The following is an 18,627-nucleotide window of genomic DNA, read 5'->3' as shown; positions in this document are numbered from 1 at the left end:
GTGCTGACCGAGAACCGGACCGAGGGAAACGGGCCCCTGGCCCTTCCGTCGCGTTCCGTGGCGATCCTGGTGGAACTGCTGGCGATCTCCGCGGCGGTGGCATCGGGACACCTCGTGTCGGCCCTCGTGGCACCGGCGTCGTCGCCCTTCGTGGCCGTCGGCGACGCGGTCGTGCGGCTCTCGCCGCAGCCGGTCGTGGAGTTCGCCAAGTCCGCGTTCGGGACGGCCGACAAGCCGGTCCTGCTCGCCGGGATCGGCGTGCTTCTGGTGCTGCTCGGCGCACTGGCCGGGCTCGCGGCGCGGCGACGGCCCGCGGTGGGGACCGCGGTCGTCGCCGCGCTGGGGCTGCTCGCGGTGGCCGCGGTGCTGACGGGTCCGGCGCCGACCGCGACCGACCTGGCCGCCCCGGTCGTCGCGCTGGTGGTGGGCGTGGTGGTGCAGCGGGGGCTGGACCGCCTCGCCCGCCGTCACGGTGGGACCCGCACCGGGAGCGGCGGGAGCGGTGCCGGGGTCCCCCGGCGCACCGTGCTCGCGGGGGCCTCGGCGACCGTCGCCGGGACGCTCGTCGCGGGCGGGGCCGGCCTGGCGCTCTCCTCCTCGGGCAGCGGGATCGCGGCCTCGCGGGCCGCGCTGACCGGCAGGCTGGCCGCGGCGACGCTCGCCGAGACCGCCCCGCCGGTACCCGCCTCGGCCGCGTTCCCCCAGCTCGGCACCCTCCCGTTCGTGACGCCGAACGCCGACTTCTACCGGATCGACGTCGCCCTCACGATCCCCACTGTCCGGGCCGAGGACTGGTCGCTGCGGGTGCACGGCCGGGTCGGGCGCGAGCTCGTCCTCACCGTCGACGACCTGCTGCGACGCCCGCTGGTGCAGCGCACGATCACGATGACCTGCGTGTCCAACACGGTCGGCGGGAACCTGGTGTCGACCGCGGACTTCGTCGGCGTCGAGCTGGCCCCGCTGCTGCTGGAAGCCGGGGTCGACCCGTCCGCGGACCAGATCGTCTCCACCAGCCGCGACGGCTGGACGGCGGGCACCCCGACCGCGACCGTGCTCGAACCCGGCCGGGGCGCGCTGCTCGCACTCGGCATGAACGGCGAGGCGCTGCCGGTCGAGCACGGCTTCCCGGTGCGCATGGTCGTCCCGGGTCTCTACGGCTACGTCTCGGCCACCAAGTGGCTCGCCGACATCGAGCTGACGACCTTCGCCGAGCGCAGCGTGTACTGGCGCGACCGGGGCTGGGCCGAGCGCGCCCCGATCAAGACCCAGTGCCGCATCGACGCCCCGGTCGGGTTCTCGAGGCTCCCGGCCGGACGTGTGCAGGTCGCCGGGGTCGCGTGGGCGCAACCGGTCGGGATCACCGCCGTCGAGGTCCGCGCCGACGACGGCCCGTGGGTGCGGGCCGAGCTGGCCACCGAGGTCAACCCGAACACCTGGCGGATGTGGCGGGCCGAGCTCGACCTGTCCCCCGGCAGCCACACCCTCACCGCCCGGGCCACCGACCGCCGCGGGCTCGTCCAGACCGACGTCCGCGTCGACCCGATCCCGGACGGCGCGACGGGGTGGCCGAGCACGATCATCACCGTCGTCTGAATCGTTCCACGCCCCCCGGAAGAAATATCCGAAAAAACTTCCGGAACCGCCGAACCGCCCGGACCCACCGCCCGAACAATTCAGTGAAATCCATACAGGACAGACAATTTCCTGGAAAGGGAATCAGCCATGCGCGCCTCTCGCACCCTCGCCACCGTCGGCCTGCTCGCCGCCCTCTCGCTGGGCCTCACCGCCTGTGGCGGCGGCAGCGACACCTCCGCCCCGCCCGCGGCGGCCCCGGCCTCCTCCTCGGCCCCGGCGACCACCGCCGCCGCCGACGGCGTCACCACCAACGACGACGTCTTCGGCCCGGCCTGCAGCCAGCTGCCGCAGGGCGACGAGCCCGGCTCGCTGAACTCGATGGGCCCGCAGCCGGTCGCCACCGCCGCGAGCACCAACCCGCTGCTGACCACGCTGGTCACCGCCGTCGGCAAGGTCCCCGGCCTGGCCGACACCCTGAACCAGCAGCAGGGCATCACCGTCTTCGCCCCGGCGAACGACGCCTTCACCGCGGTGCAGCAGCAGCTCGGCGAGGAGAAGTTCAACGCCCTGCTCGCCGACACCACCCAGCTGCAGGGCCTGCTCTCCTACCACGTGACCCCGGAGCGCCTGGACGCCGCGGGCCTCGTGGAGAAGAAGACCCTGACCCAGCTGGCGGGCGGCGACCTCACCATCGGCGGCACCGCCGAGGCCCCCACCGTCACCGACGGGCAGGGCAACACCGCCAACATCCTCTGCGGCAACATCCCGACCGCGAACGCCACCGTGTTCGTGATCGACAAGGTCCTCATGCCCACGAGCTGACGACCGCCGGCACGACACGACGGGCCCGGGGTGCGAACCCCGGGCCCGTCGTCGTACGAACACCCTGGTGTGACCGCGACCCCGATCCGCCCCACCGCGTCCCTCACCCGGCCGCGGGCGGTGGTCACCGGCCTGCTCGGCGTCGGCTCGGCCCTCGCCGTGGGCGACCTCGTCGCGGGGCTGGTGGCGCCGGCGTCGTCGCCGTTCCTGACCGTCGGCGACCAGTTCGTCCGGCTGACCCCGGAGTGGCTGAAGCAGTTCGCGATCGCCACGTTCGGCACCGCCGACAAGCTCGCGCTGCTGACCGGGATGGCGCTGGTGATCACCGGGCTGGCCGTGGCCGCCGGGCTCCTGGCCCGGCGACGACCCGCCCCGGGCGTGGCGGTCGTCGTCGCGATGGGGGTGACCGCCCTGGTCACCACGGTGCTCGCGCCCGCGTTCCGGCCGGTCGACCTGCTCGCCCCCGCCGTGGCGCTCCTCGTCGGGCCGACGGTGTTCCTCGCGGTGCACGCCGCGTTCACCCGGGCGGCCCGGGACGGCCTGGGCGCCGCCGCGCCGCTGTCGCGCCGGCGGGCCCTCTCGCTGGCCGGCGGGGTCGCCGTCGTGTCGCTGGGGGCGACCGTCGCCGGGCGGCTGCTCGCCGCCGCGCCGTCGACGTCCGGGCCCGCGGCACTCGCGCTGCCGCCCGCCCCGCCGGTACCGGCGCTCCCGCCGGACGCGACCCTGCCGGGCGCACCGGCCTGGCTGACCCCGACCGCGGACTTCTACCGGATCGACACCGCGCTGCAGGTCCCGCGGGTCGACACCGCGTCGTGGACCCTGCGGGTGCACGGCATGGTCGAGCGCGAGCTGACGCTCTCCCTGGACCAGCTGCGGGCCCGCCGGGTCGTCGAGGTGCCGATCACGATGGTGTGCGTGTCCAACCCGGTCGGCGGCGCGCTGATCTCCAACGCGCGGTTCACCGGGGTGCGCCTGGCCGACCTGCTCGCCGAGGCCGGGGTCGGACCCGGGGCCCAGCAGCTGCTGTCCACCAGCGTCGACGGGTTCACCACCGGCACCCCGGTCGACGTCGTCACCGACGGCCGCGACGCCCTGCTCGCGTTCGGCATGAACGGCGAGGCGCTGCCGGTCGAGCACGGCTTCCCGGTGCGCATGGTCGTCCCCGGCCTCTACGGCTACGTCTCCGGCTGCAAGTGGATCACCGACATCGAGGTGACCACCTGGGACGCGGCCACCCCGTACTGGGCCGAGCGCGGCTGGGCCCGCGAGGGCCCGGTGAAGACCCAGTCCCGCATCGACACCCCGGCGGCCGGGGCGTCGGTCCCGGCCGGGCGGGTCGTCGTCGCCGGGACGTCGTGGGCGCCGCACGTCGGCATCACCCGGGTCGAGGTCGCCGTCGACGGCGGGACCTGGGTCCCGGCCCGCCTCGGCGCCGACGTCGCTGCCGACACCTGGCGGATGTGGCGCACCGAGATCGAACTGGGACCCGGCGAGCACACCCTGCGCGTGCGCGCGACCGACCGGACCGGCACGGTGCAGACGGAACGGGAACAGGTCTCGATCCCCGACGGCGCGACCGGCCGGCACACGGTGCCGGTCACCGCGGTCTGACGGGCGGGCCGGCCCCGCCGCGCTCCCCCGCCGAGTCGATCCGGAAGTCGATGCACCCCTCAGACCACCCCGCCCCGCCGTCCGTCCCCCGCCGCCTGGTGGTCGCGACCCTGCTCGCCGGCCTGCTCGCGGGCCTGCTCGCCGCGCTGGTGCCGTTCGCCCCCGTCGACACCCGCAGCACGACCGTGACCTGGCCCCGGGCGGGCGAGCAGCCGGTGTCGACGACGGCGGCGTTCCAGCCCTACGCACCGGAGGCGGTACGCGTCGACGTCGGCTGCCGGGTGCTGCGCGCCGCGCAGGCCCGCTCCGCCGACACCGGGACGGCGACGACCGTCGTGGCCTCGGAGCGGCCCGGTGCCACCGGGATCGGGTTCGCCGTGCTCACCGGACCGGGCGGGGAGCTGCGGGTCCAGGTCGGGGGCCGTGAGCTGCTGCGCGCCCCCGTCCCGCCCGGCGACGACTGCGGGCTGGTCCTCGACACCGACGAGGCCGGGTCCCGGGTCACCCTCGGCGACGGCGCCCCGCGTGCCTTCCCCGGCGACGTCGTGCGCGCGGTCGCCGCGTTCACCACCCAGCTCTCCCCCGCCGACGCCGACGGCCTGCGGGTCACCGCGCGCACCGCGGACTGGTTCGCCGCCGCGTCGTCACCGGCCAAGACCGTGCTGATCGGGCTGCAGTGGCTCGCCGCCGCCGTCGCCGCGGTGCTGCTGGCCCGCCTGGCCGGTGACCGGTTCCGGCGCCGCCGTGGCGCAGCCCGGCTCCGGCGGGCCCGGCTGGCCGCGGTGGGCACCCCGGCCGGGCTCGGGCGGGCCGCCGCGGACGTGCTCGTCGTCGTCACCCTCGCGGTGTGGACGGTGCTCGGGCCGCTGTCCACCGACGACGGCTTCACCGAGGCGATCGCGCGCAACGCGACCGGCACCGCGACCGGCGACTTCGGCAACGTCTACCGCTGGGGCAACGCCTCGGAGGCGCCGTACACGCTGGTGATCCGCCTGGTCCGGGCGCTGGCCGAGACCGGGGTGGGGCCGCTGGTGCTGCGCGTGCCCTCGGTGCTCGCCGGGATCACGGTGTGGCTGCTGCTGTCGCGGGTCGCGCTGCCCGCGGTGCTGGCACGCCACCACCGCCGGGCCTGGGTGCGGGGCACGCTCGGCGTCGCGCTGCTGGCGTGGTGGCTACCGCTGAACCTCGGGGTCCGCCCGGAGCCGTTCGCGGCGCTCGCGACGACCGCGGCGCTGTGCTGTGCGCTGCGCGCCGCCGCCCGGCCCGGGCGCCGCGGCGGCACGTGGACCGCGGCCGCCGCCCTGGCCTCGGGGCTGGCACTGGCGGTGACGCCGTCGGCGGTGACCGTCGCCGGTCCGCTGGTGCTGCTGCTCCCGGCGCTGTGGCGGCGGGTCACCCGCCACGGCGGCGGGGGGCTCGCCGTCGGGGTCGCGGCGACCGTCGCCGCGGCCGGGATCGCCGCGGCCGGGCTCACCCCCGTCTTCACCGGGCAGAGCCTGTACACGGTCGCGCGGGCCACCGAGATGCACCGGTTCTACGGCCCGGCCACACCGTGGTTCCAGGAGTTGCGCCGCTGGAGCTACCTGCTGGGGTTCGGCACCGAGCAGGGCGGCCTCGGACGCCGGGTGCCGGTGCTGCTCGCCGTCGCGATGCTGGTCGCGGCGCTGCCGCTGGTCGCGCGCGGCGCGCACCGGTGGGGTCCCGGTCTGCGGTGGACACCGGTCCCCCTGGCCGGACTCGCACTCGGGTTCGTGCTGCTCACCCCGGCTCCGTCGAAGTGGACCCACTACTTCGGGACGCTCGCCGGGACCGGGGCGCTCGCCGTCGCCGCGGGGGCGGTGCTGGTGGTGACCGCGGCCCGGCGGCCCGCCGACCCGACCGTGCGCGGCGCGGCCGCCGCCGGGACCCTGGCGGCGGTCGTGCTGGTCGCGCTGGCCTTCTCCGGACGCAACGAGTGGTTCCTGTGGTCGGGCTGGGGTGTGCCGCGCGCCGACGGGCCGTTCGCGCCGCTGAACTCCCCCGCGGTGTGGGCCGTGGTGGCGGCGGCGGTGCCGGCCGTGTCCGCCGTCGCGGTACACCGGGCGGGACGCCGAGGACACCGGACACGGCGGGACTCCGCGGCCCGGGCCGCGGCGGCGCTGCCCGCCGGGATCGTGGTCATCGCCCTGGTCACCGGGGTGTCGGTCGTGGTGGCGTCCTTCGTCGTCGCCCCGGTGCGCCAGGGCGGCGGCTACAGCGTCGGCGGACAGATGTGGAGCGAGCTGACCGGCCGCGACACCTGCGGGATCCTCGACCACGTCACGGTCCCGGTCGACGCGGGCGCGCTGCCCGCCGCGGGCGGCGCCGACACCCGCACCGGGTTCACCGAGGGCCGCGGCTGGGTCGACGCCCCGCCGCGCGGCGGGCTCGCCTGGGGCAGTCTCGACGGCGGTCCGGGCACCACCGGCGAGCTCCGCACCCGCTGGTTCGCCGTCGCGCCGGGACCGGGCGAGCGGGTCCTGTCGGTCGACGTCGCCGGACGGACCGGGCAGGGCAACACCCTGGAGCTGGAGTACGCCCGGGCCGGGTCGCCGGGTCCGGACGGGCGCGTGTCGCTCGACGACACCGCGACCGGTGCCCGCGGCACCTACCCCACCGAGCGGGTGCAGGAGGCCGTGCCGCTGGACCGGCCGGGCTGGCGCACCGTGCGGGTGCCCGTCTCCGCGTTCCCGGCGGACGTCGACCGGGTGCGGGTGCACGCCGTCGACACCGCCGTCGGGCCGGGTGGCTGGGTGGCCGCGGCCGCCCCGCGGATGATCACCCCGGCGCCGGTGGTGCCGATGCTGCGCGACGCCGACGGCCCGGTCTACGTCGACTGGTCGATCCTCTGGTCGGCCCCCTGCCTGCGCGACCTGCCCGCCGTCCGGGCCGGGCTGGTGCAGACCCCGCGCTACCTGGTGCTGGGCCCGTCGTCGCTGGGGTTCGCCGTGGACGTGTCGTTCGCCGACGTCGCCGGGGGCAGCTTCGCGGCGATGCGCCGCACCACCACCGAGCAGGTCGTCGCGACCCGGATCGACACCGCCGACGACCCGGACCAGGCCGACTGGGGCTCGGTCACCCGGATCGACACCGACCTCGCCGTGGATGCCTACGACGTCTCCTCGGTCCCGGTGCGCCGCTGGGGCTGGGAGGGCGACCGGACCCCGGTCGGGTACCCGGCCCTTCCGGCACCGTGACGACCCTCCGGTCGGAGGGGCCCCGCGGCCGCGTCCGGCTGATAGACACATGCGGACACCCGCACGCAACGAAGCGAGGGACACCGTGGCCTTCCCCGGTCTGCAGCACGTCGCCCTGACCGTCAGCGATCTCGAACGCAGCACGCGCTGGTACGCGGCGCTGTTCGGCGCCGAGCCCGTCCTGGACGAGGACGAGGAGGGCGGCCGCTTCCACCACACCGTCTTCGCCCTCGACGGTGGGATGCTGTTCGGTCTGCACACCCACCAGGGCCGCGAGTCCGGCGAGCCGTTCAGCGAGGAGCGCACCGGCCTCGACCACGTCGGCTTCGCGGTCGGCTCGCACGCCGAGCTGGAGCAGTGGGCGCAGAAGCTGACCGACCTGGGCATCGCCCACGAGGGCGTCAAGAAGGCGCACTACGGCAGCGGCGTCTCCTTCCGCGACCCGGACAACATCGCCCTGGAGTTCTTCACCGGGCCGGAGTGAGCCGGTGCGGGGAGTGTCCGGACACGCCCCGCACCCCGCCCAGCCGGTGGACGGTTCCTTGCTCCGGACCGGGTATCGCGATCGAATCATGCGGTGATGCGCACGCTGCTGGAGCCGTTCTGGCCGGGCCGGCGCGTCGTGGCGTTCGACGAGCTCTGTCGGTGGGCCGCGTAGCGACCCCGTGGGGTCGCCGCGTGGCCGCCCCGTGCCCCGTGCGCGGGTACGACGCCCGCGCCACCGACCGCCCACTCCGGAGGACCCCGTGTCCGTCACCGACGAACTGCTCGAGAACAACGCCCGCTACGCCGAGAGCTTCTCCGGCCCGCTGCCGCTGCCACCCGCCCGCAAGATCGCGGTGGTCGCCTGCATGGACGCCCGGCTCGACGTGTACCGCATCCTCGGCCTGGCCGAGGGCGACGCCCACGTCATCCGCAACGCCGGCGGTGTCGTCACCGACGACGAGATCCGCTCGTTGACGATCAGCCAGCGGCTGCTGGGGACCGAGGAGATCATCCTCATCCACCACACCGACTGCGGGATGCTGACCTTCACCGACGACGCGTTCAAGGCCTCGATCCGCGACGAGACCGGCATCAAGCCGGAGTGGGCCGCCGAGGCGTTCGACGACCTCGACGCCGACGTCCGCCAGTCGGTCGCCCGGATCCGGGCGAACCCGTTCGTCCCGCACACCGACGCGGTCCGCGGCTTCGTGTTCGACGTCGCGACCGGGCGGCTGACCGAGGTGGAGTAGCCCCGTCGCACCCCGCGTGCGGTCGTCGCACCCGCCGCGACGGGTGCGACGACCGCCGTCGCGGCGCGGCCGCCCCACGAGGGGTGCGGCGGCCGACCGCGCCGTCCGGGAACGGCCGCGGTGCGACGGAGCAGCCGGGTCAGGACGGCAGCAGGACCAGGACCGCCGCGCCCGGCGCCCCGGCCTCGCCCAGCAGGTAGGCGGTCCGGTCGGCACCGCCCAGCCGCACCCGGGGCCGCCCGAACGCGCCGACGCCGCGGCACTCCCACAGCGGCGCCCGTTCCGGCGCGTCGGTGCGCAGGGCGTCGCGGACCCCGCGGGTGCCCGGGTCGGCGGGGTCGAGGTCCGAGGCCATCCGGAACCGGCGGTGCAGCGCGGCGAGCAGCTCGTCGGGGCCGGGCCCGAACCTCGGCACCGCCGGGTCCGGGCCGGGGCCGAACCGGGCCCGCGCCGCGGGGTCGGCGGCCAGCTGCCACAGCACGTGCCGCCGGCCGGGGTCGCCGTCGGCGGGACGGCCGACCGCGGCCTCCCACGCGTCGTTGGCGGCGACGACGCCCAGCCGGGCGTCCAGCAGCACCGCCGGGTGGGCGGGCCAGCTCGCGAGCACCGGGGCCAGCTCCTCCGGTGCGGCGCCCACGGCCGGTCCCCCGTCGCGGGACAGCCGGATCAGGTGCGCGACGCCGGGGGCGTCGATGCCCAGCACCCGGCCGACCGCGGTGAGGACCTCGTCGGAGGCGGTGACCCGGCCCTGCTCGAGCCACGTATACCAGGTCAGGCCCACCCCGGCGAGCACCGCGACCTCCTCGCGACGCAGCCCCGGCGTGCGCCGCCTGCCCCGGTCGGGCAGTCCGAGGGTCGCCGGGGCGACGCGCTCGCGGTAGGAGCGCAGGCAGGCGCCGAGCTCCCGGCGGCGGTCCGCCGTCGTGGCCCGCGGAGGGGCCGCCGATCCTGTCACCACGGGTACCCCCATCGGTTCGCTCCTGGTCCGGGCCCGGCCGTCGTCGCACGGTGGGCCCATGATCGGTATCGGTGTCAACCTCGCGGCCGGGCTCGAGGATTCCGGGTCGGCGAACCTGGTCGAGGAGATCGTGGGTCGCGCCCGTGCGGTCGCCGCGGCCGGGCTGCGGTCGGTGTGGCTGCCCCAGGGCTACGGCTACGACGCGCTCACCCTGTACGCCGCGCTCGCCCGGGAGGTCCCGGACGTCGAGCTGGGCGCGTCGGTCGTCGTCGTGCAGCCGCGGCACCCGCGGGTGCTGGCCGCGCAGGCGCTGACCGTGCAGGCGGCGTCGGGCGGGCGGCTCACGCTGGGGCTCGGGGTCAGCCACCCGGGGCTGCTGGAGGTGTACGGGCTGCCGTTCGCCCGGCCGGTGTCGGCCCTGTCGGAGCACCTCGACGTGCTGGCCCCGCTGCTGCGCGGCGAGCGGGTCCCCGGCTCGTCGGGTCCGGGGTCGGACCCGGCGGACACCGCGGTGCCCGGCGCGGAGCCGGAGGTCCCGGTGCTGCTGGGCGCGCTGGGACCGCGGATGCTGCGGCTGGCGGGCGAGCGGACGGCGGGCACCATCACCTTCCTCACCGGGCCGCGGACGGTGTCCGGGCACGTCCGGCCGCTGCTCGACGCCGCCGCGGCCGGGCGGCCGTCGCCGCGGGTCGTGGTCGGGGTGCCGGTGTCGGCGACGGCCGAGCCGGACCGGGTGCGGGCCGCGGCGGCCCGCGACTACGCCGGCTACGCCCGGCTGCCGTCCTACGAGGGGGTGCTGGAACGCGAGGGACTGAGCTCGCCGGGCGGGCTCGTCGTCGCCGGGGACGAGAACGTGATCGCGGCCGGGATCGCCCGCTACGCCGACGCCGGCGCCACCGACCTGCTCGTCAGCCCGCTGGGCGACGCCGCCGAGCGGGCCCGCACCGTCGCCGTCCTGGGCCGGATCGCGACGTCCTGAGCAGCGCGCCGAGATGCAGCCCAGGGCTGTCGTGGGCCGCCCCGGGCAGCCCTGCGCTGCATCTCGATGACGTCCGGGCGCGCGGTGATCCGCACACCGGCACCAGGACGCGCGCCCGGATCCGCCGGGACGCGGCACGGCGGGGTGTGCCGCGTCCCGGCGGAACGGGTCAGGCGACGCGCGGACGGCGGCGCAGCGCCGTGCGGGCCGCCGCGAGCTGCTGGGCCACCTCGGCGGTGATCAGCTCGGCGTGCAGGGCGTCGTTGCCCGGGTCGCCGCCGCCGCGCAGCGCGCGGTGCCGGCGGACGAGGGCGTCGAGCCCGTCGAGCAGCTGGGTGCCCGGATCGGTGGAGGGCAGGGTCGGAACGCTCATGGTGTCTCCTGGTGACGAGGGTGTCGGTGTCGATCCGTCGGGTCGATCGACCGGCCGACACAGCGTCGAGGAGATCCGCACGTAGTCGATGTGACGCCGCCGGGACAGGACGGTGCGGGTCACTGCACCACCCCCGCCCGTCTACCGGCGATCGCGGCGAGCAGCTCTCGCGTGTACTCGTCCCGCGGGTCGTCGAACAGCTCCGCGGTGGGCCGCAGCTCGCGGAGCCGGCCGTCGCGCATCACGCCGGTACGGTGCGCGACCCGCCGGACCACGGCGAGGTCGTGCGAGATGAACAGGTAGGACAGGCCGTCGCGCTCCTGCAGCTCGGCGAGCAGCTCCAGCACCTGGGCCTGCACCGAGACGTCGAGCGCGGACACCGGCTCGTCGGCGACGACGAGATCCGGCGACAGCGCCAGCGCCCGGGCGATCGCGACGCGTTGACGCTGCCCGCCGGACAGCTCCCCCGGCCGCCGGTCGAGCGTCCCGGACGGGAGCGCGACCCGGTCGACGAGCTCCGCGGCGCGATCGGCCTGCTCGGCGGCCGAACCGACGGAGAACGCCCGCAGCGGCTCGGTGACGATCTCCCGGACGGTGAACCGGGGGTCCAGCGAGGCGTAGGGGTTCTGGTAGATCAGCTGGGCGCGGCGGCGCAGGGCCCGCCACGCCTCACCGCGGACGCGGGTCACGTCGTGGCCGCCGAGCAGCACCTGCCCGGAGGTGGGGTCCTCCAGGCGCAGCAGCAGCCGCGCCGTCGTCGACTTGCCCGATCCGGACTCCCCGACCAGCGCGACGGTCTCGCCGCGGGCGATCGTGAACGACACCCCGTCCACGGCGCGGTGCGTGCGCCGCGTCCAGGAGCCGCGGGCGCGGGGCAGCGGGAACTCCTTCACCAGGTCGCGGACCTCGGCGACCGGGGTGCCCGCGGTGTCGACGGGCGGCAGCACCGGCGGGGCGGTGAGCGCGAGACCGGGGGCGGCGGCGAGCAGCTCCCGGGTGTAGGGGTCCTGCGCCCCGGCGAGCAGCTCGGCCGGGGTGCCCTGCTCCACGACCCGCCCGTGCCGCATCACGACGATCCGGTCGGCCCGGTCGGTGGCGACGGCGAGGTCGTGGGTGATCAGCAGCAGCGCGGTGCCGAGGTCGCGGCGCAGCGTGTCGAGGTGGTCGAGGATCCGCCGGGCGACGGTCGCGTCCAGCGCACTGGTCGGCTCGTCGGCGACGACCAGCGCGGGCCCGGCGGCGATGGCGATCGCGATGAGCACGCGCTGGCGCATCCCGCCGGACAGCTGGTGCGGGTACTGCCCGGCGCGGGTCCCCGGCTCGTCGAGACCGGCCTGCCCCAGGAGCTCGACGGCACGGGCCGGTGCGGAGCGGCGGTCGGCGAGCCCGTGGGTGCGCAGCACCTCCGCGACCTGCACGCCGACCTTCTGGACCGGGTTCAGCGCGACGCCCGGGTCCTGCGGGACGAGCCCGATCCGGGCGGCGCGCACCGACCGGTACGCGCGCTCGGACAGCCCGGTGAGGGTGGTGCCGTCGAGGGAGACGGTGCCCGCGGCGACGGCACCGGCGGCGGGCAGCAGCCCCAGCAACGCGGCGGCGAGGGTGGTCTTGCCCGACCCGGACTCCCCGACGACGGCGACGACCTCCCCGGGTGCGACGGTCAGGTCGACCCCGCGCACGGCGTGCACCGTCCCCCCGCTCCCGGCGTAGGTGACCTCCAGGCCCTCGACCTGCAGCAGGGCGCTCATGCGGACCGCCCCCACTCGCCGTCCAGGGCGCGGGAGATGCGGTTGACCGACAGGACGGTTGCGGCGATGACCAGGCCGGGCATCGCGCACACCCACCAGGCGACGGCCAGGTAGTTGCGGCCGTCGGCGACCAGCGAGCCCCACTCCGAGGCGGGCGGCGGGGCGCCGTAGCCGAGGAAGCTCAGCGCGGACACCGCCAGGATCGCCAGGCCGAACTCCAGCACCGCGAGCACGACGACCGGCCCGGCCGCGTTCGGCAGCACGTGCCGCCACAGCGAGACGTACCAGCGGGTGCCGACCGCGCGGGCGGCCTCGACGTAGAGGGCGCGGCGCACCCGCAGGGTCTCGGCGCGCATCACCCGGGCGAAGCTCGCGACGCTCGCCACGCCGACCGCGATCGCGACCTTCACCGTCCCGAAGCCGAGCGCGGTGATCAGGGCCAGCGACAGCAGGATCGCGGGGATCGCGAGCAGCACGTCGACGCCGCGCATGAGGACCTCGTCGACCCAGCCGCCGGCGAACCCGGCGAGCAGCCCGATCAGCCCGCCCGCGACGAGCGCGACGGCGACCGCGATCACGGTGGCCTGCAGCGACAGCGAGGCGCCGTGCACGACCCGGGTCCAGACGTCGCGGCCGAGGTGGTCGGTGCCGAACCAGTGGCCGGGCCCGGGCGGGGCGAGCCGGCGTGCGGTGTCACCGACCGCGGGGTCGCCGGGCGCGAGCAGCGACGGCACGAACGCCGCGGTCAGCACGAGCAGCACGACCGCCCCGGCGAGCACCAGCCCGGGCCGGGAGCGCAGGAACCGCCCGAGCCGGGCCCGCGGCCGTCGACCGGCCGGAGGCGGTGTGTCACGGACGCCGGGCGCGGCGAGGGGGGCGCGGTCGAGCAGGGTCATCGGGAACTCCCGGGGGCGACGGCGACCCGCGGGTCGAGCAGCGGGTAGGCCAGGTCGACGAGCAGGTTGACCACGACGAAGGCGAGCGCCGCGAACAGGACGATGCCCTGTACGACAGGGATGTCCTGCGCCCCGACCGAGGCGACGGTGAGCCGGCCCAGGCCGGGCCGGGTGAACACCGTCTCGACGACGACCGACCCGGCGAGCAGGTTCCCGACGACGTAGCCGAGCACGGTGAGGGCGGGGATCGCGGCGTTGCCCAGCGCGTGGCGCAGGTGCACCGCGGCCGCGCCGACCCCCTTGGCGCGGGCGGTCGTGACGTACGGCGAGTCCAGCGCCTGGGTGAGGCTCTTCGCGAGCACCTGGGCGACGAGCGCGCCGGTCGGGAGGCCGAGGGTGACCGCCGGGAGGATCAGCGACTCCGGTCCACGGTCGCCGACCGAGGGCAGCCAGCCCAAGGAGAACGAGAACAGCTGCACCAGCATCAGCCCGACCCAGAACACCGGCAGCGACACGGCCAGCGACGGCAGCGACGCCAGCACCTGCCGCAGCCACGGCGTCCGGGCCCAGGTCGCGGCGAGCGCGACCGCGGTGCCGCCGACGACGGCGACGAGCAGCCCGGCGGCGGCGATCTGCAGGGTCGGGGGTAGGGCCTGCGCGACCGCGGTCCGCACGTCCTGCCCGCTGGCGAACGACGTGCCGAGGTCGCCGTGCAGCGCCGCCCAGAGCTTCGTCACGTACTGCACCGGCAGCGGCTGGTCGAGGCCGTAGCGGGCACGCAGGGCGTCCAGCTCGGACGGCGACACCGGCTCGCCGTCGCCCGAGGCCATGGTCGCGACCGGGTCGCCGGGCAGCAGGTAGAGCACGATGAAGCTGACCGTCCACGCCGCCCACAGCACGACGGCGGCGAGCCCGAGGCGGCGCAGCAGGTAGGGGACGGTCATCGCGCGTCGGACTTCCAGGCGTCGTGCAGCTGGATGCGCGAGGACGCGTCGAACGCGACGCCGTGGGCGTCCGGGCCGACGCCGAGCACGGTGGTGAGCTCGACGACGGGCGCGGTGTCGAACCGCTCGGCGAGCAGCTTCTGCGCCTGCCCGGCGAGTGCCGCGCGTCGCGCCGGGTCGACCGTGGCGGCCTGCTCCGCCAGCGGGGCCTGCAGCGGCCCGGCGGGCAGCCGGTAGCGGTTGGTCCCGTCGGTGCCGTAGGTCGACCGCAGGATGTCCGGGTCGGCCCGGGTCAGGTTGCCCCACGCGGCGACGAAGTCCCCGCCGTCGAGGACGGCCTGGGTCTCGGCGATCTGGATCTCGCGGAGCGCCACGTCGATCCCGATCCGGCGCAGCTGCTGCTGGATCAGCTCCAGCGCGGGCTTGGTGGTGCCGATGTTCTGGGCGAACGTCAGCGGCACGGTCAGGCGCTGCCCGCCCTTGGCGCGGATGCCGTCCGGGCCGGGCACCCACCCGGCGCGGTCGAGCGCGGCGGTCGCGGCGGCCGGGTCGTAGCCGACGAGCGCGGACTGGTCGGCGTAGGACGGCGTCGTCGACGACAGCGGGCTCGTCGCCGCCCGCGTCTGGGTCGGGTAGACCGCGGCGACGACCTCGTTGCGGTCGATGCCCCGGCTCACCGCCTCGCGGACGGCGGCGTCGGCGCCGAGCGGGGTGCCCTGGTTGAACGTGATCCCGAACGGCAGGCCCGGGTTCGGCCGGGCCGGGAGCTGGACCCCGGCCCCGGTGAGCGGGGCCTCGTCCTGCTGGCCGACGCTCGCGATCGCGTCGACCTCGCCGGACTGCACGCTGCCCGCCCGCACCCCGGACTCGGGGACGACGCGGAACTCGGCCCGGTCGAGCCAGGCCTCGCCGGGGTGGGTGAACAGCTGCGAGCCCCAGTCGTAGCCGGCCCGCTTCACGAGCACGGTGACGTCGTTCTTGGCGTAGCGCTCGAGGGTGAACGGACCGGAGCCGACGACGCCGGCGCAGCGCTCGTCGTCGGAGCGGACGGCGCTGGCCGGGGAGAGCAGGCCGAGGCTGTGGGTGGAGGTGCCCTGCAGGAACTGCACGTTGGGCTTGGAGAACCGGACGGTGAACTCGGTGGGGCTCGTGACGTCGGTGCCGGTGTACCCGGCCAGGTAGCCCTTGGGGAGGCTGCCGCGGGCGCCCAGCTGCACCGCCCGGTCGAGGTTCGTCTTCACCGCGGCCGCGTCGACGGGCGCGCCGTCGGAGAAGGTGGCGCCGGGGCGCAGGGTGAACGTCCAGGCGGTGGCGTCGGCGTTCGACGACCAGCGGGTCGCCAGCCAGGGCACGATCGCGCCGGTGGACGGGTCCTGGTCGGTGAGCGAGTCGACGACCTGGCGCAGCGAGTAAATCGAGTCGTTGCTCTGCACCTGCTGCGGGTCGGCGCAGCCCTGGTCCGAGGACACCGCGAACACCAGCGTCCCGCCCGGCTGCGGCGGGCCCGCGTCGGCGGCGGCGCCACCGGCGCCGGAGCCGCAGGCGGTCAGGGTGAGCGCGGTGGCGGCGAGCAGCACGGCCGAGCGGCCGGCGGGCAGGTCCCGCCACAGCCGGAACCGGCGCCTCACGACGCCACCGCCGCACGGCGCTCGCCGAAACGCGACGGGTGCGCGAGCCCGAGGTTCTCCCGCAGCGTGGCGCCCGGGGTGTAGTCGGTCCGGAACACCCCGCGCTCCTGCAGGATCGGCACGACCCGGTCGACGACCTCGTCGAGCCCGGACGGGCTGACGTGGGAGCCGAGGATGAACCCGTCGGAGGCGTCGTTCTGCACGTAGCGGTCGATCTCGTCGGCCACGTGCTCCGGGGTCCCGACGAACACCGCGCGGTCGAAGACGTGCTTGACCGTCTCGCGCAGCGAGTACCCGTGGGCCTGCGCGAGCTCGCGCCAGGCGGCGACGGTCGCGTGCGCGTCCTGGGTCAGCGGGGCCCGGCCCTCGATCCACGTCGGGGCCTCGGGGGTGGGCTCGACGTCGGGCAGCGGTCCGTCCGGGTCGTAGCCGGACAGGTCGCGGTTCCAGACCATCTCGGCCAGCACGATCGAGGTCCACGGGTCGACCTGCCGGTCGTGAATGTGCTCGTGACGCTCGCGGGCCTCGGCGTCGGTGTCGCCGAGCACGACGCCGGCGCTGGGCAGGATCCGCACCTCGTCGGGGTCCCGGCCGGCCTTGCGGACCCGGGCCTTGACGTCGTCGTAGAAGGCGCGGGCCTCGTCGAACTTCTGGTACCGGGAGAAGATCGCGTCGGCGGACGCGGCGGCGAAGTCGCGACCGGCCGGGGACTCGCCGGCCTGCAGCACCACCGGGTGGCCCTGCGGGCTGTGCGGGGTGGTGAAGCGCCCGGCGATGTCGAACTGGTTGCCCGCGACCGCGAAGTCGCCGACGTGGCCGTCGCGCAGGAAGGTGCCCGACGCGGGGTCGGCGACGACGGCGTCGGAACCCCAGGAGTCCCAGAGCGCGCGGACCGCGGCGAGGGTCTCCCCGGCGCGCTCGTAGCGCTGGTGGTGGCCGAGGTAGGCACCGCGGCGGAAGTTCTCGCCGGTGGGGGCGTCGGAGCTGGTCACGACGTTCCACGCCGCGCGCCCGCCGGAGAGGATGTCCAGCGTCGCGAACTTCCGGGCCAGCTCGTAGGGCTCGTTGAAGGTCGAGTTGATCGTCCCGGCCAGACCGATGTGCCCGGTGACCGCGGCCAGCGCGGCGAGCACGGTGAAGGTGTCCGGGCGTCCGACGACGTCCTGGTCGAAGACCTCGCCGCCGCGGGTGCGCAGGCGCAGCCCCTCGGCGAGGAACAGCAGGTCGAGCTTCCCGCGCTCGGCGGTGCGCGCCCAGTGCTCGAAGGACTCCCAGTCGATGTGGCTGCCGGAGGCGGGGTCGCTCCAGACGGTGTCGTGGTTGACGCCCGGGAAGTAGGCGCCGAGCACGATCTGCTTCCTGCCGGTCCTGGTCATGCGGTCGCTCCGGAGAGTGCGGGGTTGAACGCGGTCACGGCGTCGACCCGGGCGCCCGCGGCGTAGCGGCTGACCGGGCGGGTCAGGCCGAACCGCGCGCGCAGGGTGGTCTCGCCGTAGGCGGTGCGGAAGGCGCCGCGCGCCTGCAGCTCGGGCACCAGGCCGTCGACGACGGCGTCGAGGTCGGTCGGGAGGACGGCCGGGCGCAGGCGGTAGCCGTCGAGGCCGGCACGGCGCCAGGACAGCAGGGTGTCGGCGAGCCCGGCCGGGGTGGTGGCGAGGACGGCGGCGTCGGAGGAGAGCGGGTCGAGGGCGTCGAGGCGGGCGAGCCGGTCGCGGGCGGCGCGTTCGGTCGCCTCCAGGACCACGACGACGTCGCCGAGGACCCGCAGCGGCGGTGCGGTGCGGCCCACGGCGGCCTCGGCGGCCCGGACCTGGGCGACGATGCGGGCGGCGTCGTCGGCGTCGTGCGGGTTGGTGAACACGACGTCGCCGACGCGGGCGGCGAGCAGCGCCGGGTCGTAGCCGTGCGCCAGCGACACGACCAGCGGCTGGCCCTGCGGCGGGCGCGGCACGATCGACGGCCCGGCGACGCCGAAGTGCTCCCCGGCGAAGTCGACCCGGTGCAGCCGGTCCCGGTCGACGAAACGCCCGGTCAGCGCGTCGCGGATCTCGGCATCGTCCTCCCAGGAGTCCCAGAGCCTGCGCACGACCTCGACGGCGTCGGCGGCCTCGCCGAACAGCTCGGCGACGAGCTCGCGCCCGGCCGGGGTGCCCAGGTCCTCGCGGCGGACCCCGGGGACGGTGCGGCGCCCGAAGTGGGCGGCCTCGTCGGCGCGGACCGAGGTCTGCACCCGCCACCCGGCGCGGCCGTGGCTGTCGTGGTCGAGCGTCGACAGCGCGGACGCGACGTGGAACGGCTCGGTGTGGGTGGTGGTGACGGTCGGGACCAGACCGATCCGCGACGTCGTCGGGGCGAGGAAGGCGGCGACCAGCGAGGCGTCGAGGCGTCCCTGCACCCGGTCGGTGCGCCGCCCGGCGCCGCTCAGGTGGTCCCCGGACTGCAGGCCGAGTGCGTCCTCGATCGTCAGCAGGTCCAGCAGCCCGCGCTCGGCGGTGCGGGCCAGGTCGGTCCAGTAGCGGGCGGTGAACAGCGCACGGGGGTGCGCGGCGGGGTCGCGCCAGGCGGCGGGGTGCCAGCCGGCGCCGTCGAGGGCGACGGCCAGGTGCAGGGGGCCACCGGTGGTGGTGTCCGATGTGGACATAC

At 76.2% G+C, this 18,627-nt stretch carries 15 protein-coding genes; 7 read left to right on the top strand and 8 right to left on the bottom strand.

Features of this window, described 5'->3' with window-relative positions:
- The first annotated feature begins 57 nt into the window (after nucleotides 1-57).
- The 6 genes from DMP15_RS11655 (at nucleotide 58) to DMP15_RS11630 (ending at nucleotide 8,458) form a co-directional block, all read left to right on the top strand.
- The gene (locus DMP15_RS11655) at nucleotides 58-1,593 is read left to right on the top strand and encodes a molybdopterin-dependent oxidoreductase (RefSeq protein WP_337825875.1); all 1,536 of its coding nucleotides are present in this window, start codon (nucleotides 58-60) and stop codon (nucleotides 1,591-1,593) included.
- 129 nt (nucleotides 1,594-1,722) lie between these two features.
- Nucleotides 1,723-2,397 carry a fasciclin domain-containing protein gene (locus DMP15_RS11650; protein ID WP_073574338.1) on the top strand — a complete coding sequence of 225 codons (675 nt, stop codon included), beginning with the start codon at nucleotides 1,723-1,725 and terminating at the stop codon, nucleotides 2,395-2,397.
- A gap of 69 nt (nucleotides 2,398-2,466) precedes the next feature.
- On the top strand, nucleotides 2,467-4,008 hold the full coding sequence (locus DMP15_RS11645; protein ID WP_337825874.1) for a sulfite oxidase: 1,542 nt from the start codon (nucleotides 2,467-2,469) through the stop codon (nucleotides 4,006-4,008).
- A 50-nt stretch (nucleotides 4,009-4,058) separates the two neighbouring features.
- Complete coding sequence (locus DMP15_RS11640; protein ID WP_337825873.1) at nucleotides 4,059-7,223, top strand: arabinosyltransferase domain-containing protein; 3,165 nt, start codon at nucleotides 4,059-4,061, stop codon at nucleotides 7,221-7,223.
- A gap of 85 nt (nucleotides 7,224-7,308) precedes the next feature.
- Complete coding sequence (locus DMP15_RS11635; RefSeq protein WP_337825872.1) at nucleotides 7,309-7,707, top strand: VOC family protein; 399 nt, start codon at nucleotides 7,309-7,311, stop codon at nucleotides 7,705-7,707.
- A 262-nt stretch (nucleotides 7,708-7,969) separates the two neighbouring features.
- Nucleotides 7,970-8,458: a beta-class carbonic anhydrase gene (locus DMP15_RS11630; RefSeq protein WP_073574341.1), complete on the top strand. Its 489-nt coding sequence runs from the start codon at nucleotides 7,970-7,972 to the stop codon at nucleotides 8,456-8,458.
- A gap of 139 nt (nucleotides 8,459-8,597) precedes the next feature.
- On the opposite strand, the gene DMP15_RS11625 is transcribed toward DMP15_RS11630, so the two are convergent.
- Nucleotides 8,598-9,428, bottom strand: coding sequence for a helix-turn-helix domain-containing protein (locus DMP15_RS11625; RefSeq protein ID WP_073574342.1), 831 nt, complete (start codon nucleotides 9,426-9,428; stop codon nucleotides 8,598-8,600).
- A 46-nt stretch (nucleotides 9,429-9,474) separates the two neighbouring features.
- Between DMP15_RS11625 and DMP15_RS11620 the strand changes: the two genes are divergently transcribed.
- Entirely contained in the window at nucleotides 9,475-10,395 is a 921-nt protein-coding gene (locus DMP15_RS11620) for a TIGR03564 family F420-dependent LLM class oxidoreductase (RefSeq protein ID WP_073574343.1), read from the top strand.
- 169 nt (nucleotides 10,396-10,564) lie between these two features.
- On the opposite strand, the gene DMP15_RS11615 is transcribed toward DMP15_RS11620, so the two are convergent.
- From DMP15_RS11615 to DMP15_RS11585, 7 genes are all read right to left on the bottom strand, one after another.
- Nucleotides 10,565-10,768 (bottom strand): hypothetical protein, encoded by a 204-nt coding sequence (locus DMP15_RS11615; protein ID WP_073574344.1) that lies wholly within the window; start codon nucleotides 10,766-10,768, stop codon nucleotides 10,565-10,567.
- 119 nt (nucleotides 10,769-10,887) lie between these two features.
- The gene (locus tag DMP15_RS11610; protein WP_073574457.1) at nucleotides 10,888-12,516 is read right to left on the bottom strand and encodes a dipeptide ABC transporter ATP-binding protein; all 1,629 of its coding nucleotides are present in this window, start codon (nucleotides 12,514-12,516) and stop codon (nucleotides 10,888-10,890) included.
- Nucleotides 12,513-13,412 (bottom strand): ABC transporter permease, encoded by a 900-nt coding sequence (locus DMP15_RS11605; RefSeq protein ID WP_073574345.1) that lies wholly within the window; start codon nucleotides 13,410-13,412, stop codon nucleotides 12,513-12,515. The genes DMP15_RS11610 and DMP15_RS11605 overlap by 4 nt, the downstream gene beginning before the upstream one ends.
- Nucleotides 13,409-14,356: an ABC transporter permease gene (locus tag DMP15_RS11600; RefSeq protein ID WP_161151711.1), complete on the bottom strand. Its 948-nt coding sequence runs from the start codon at nucleotides 14,354-14,356 to the stop codon at nucleotides 13,409-13,411. Before DMP15_RS11600 ends, DMP15_RS11605 begins: the two co-directional genes overlap by 4 nt.
- Nucleotides 14,353-15,984 (bottom strand): ABC transporter substrate-binding protein, encoded by a 1,632-nt coding sequence (locus DMP15_RS11595; RefSeq protein ID WP_304580043.1) that lies wholly within the window; start codon nucleotides 15,982-15,984, stop codon nucleotides 14,353-14,355. The genes DMP15_RS11600 and DMP15_RS11595 overlap by 4 nt, the downstream gene beginning before the upstream one ends.
- On the bottom strand, nucleotides 15,981-17,360 hold the full coding sequence (locus DMP15_RS11590; protein ID WP_337825871.1) for an NtaA/DmoA family FMN-dependent monooxygenase: 1,380 nt from the start codon (nucleotides 17,358-17,360) through the stop codon (nucleotides 15,981-15,983). The genes DMP15_RS11595 and DMP15_RS11590 overlap by 4 nt, the downstream gene beginning before the upstream one ends.
- The gene (locus DMP15_RS11585; protein WP_337825870.1) at nucleotides 17,357-18,625 is read right to left on the bottom strand and encodes an LLM class flavin-dependent oxidoreductase; all 1,269 of its coding nucleotides are present in this window, start codon (nucleotides 18,623-18,625) and stop codon (nucleotides 17,357-17,359) included. Before DMP15_RS11585 ends, DMP15_RS11590 begins: the two co-directional genes overlap by 4 nt.
- Between the last annotated feature and the right edge of the window lie 2 nt (nucleotides 18,626-18,627).

Source organism: Pseudonocardia sp. UM4_GMWB1 (assembly GCF_017312155.1).
In the GTDB taxonomy this organism is placed as follows: Bacteria; Actinomycetota; Actinomycetes; order Mycobacteriales; family Pseudonocardiaceae; genus Pseudonocardia; species Pseudonocardia alni.
The sequence above is the reverse complement of the archived record's forward strand: the minus strand, read 5'-3'. Positions and strand labels throughout refer to the sequence as shown.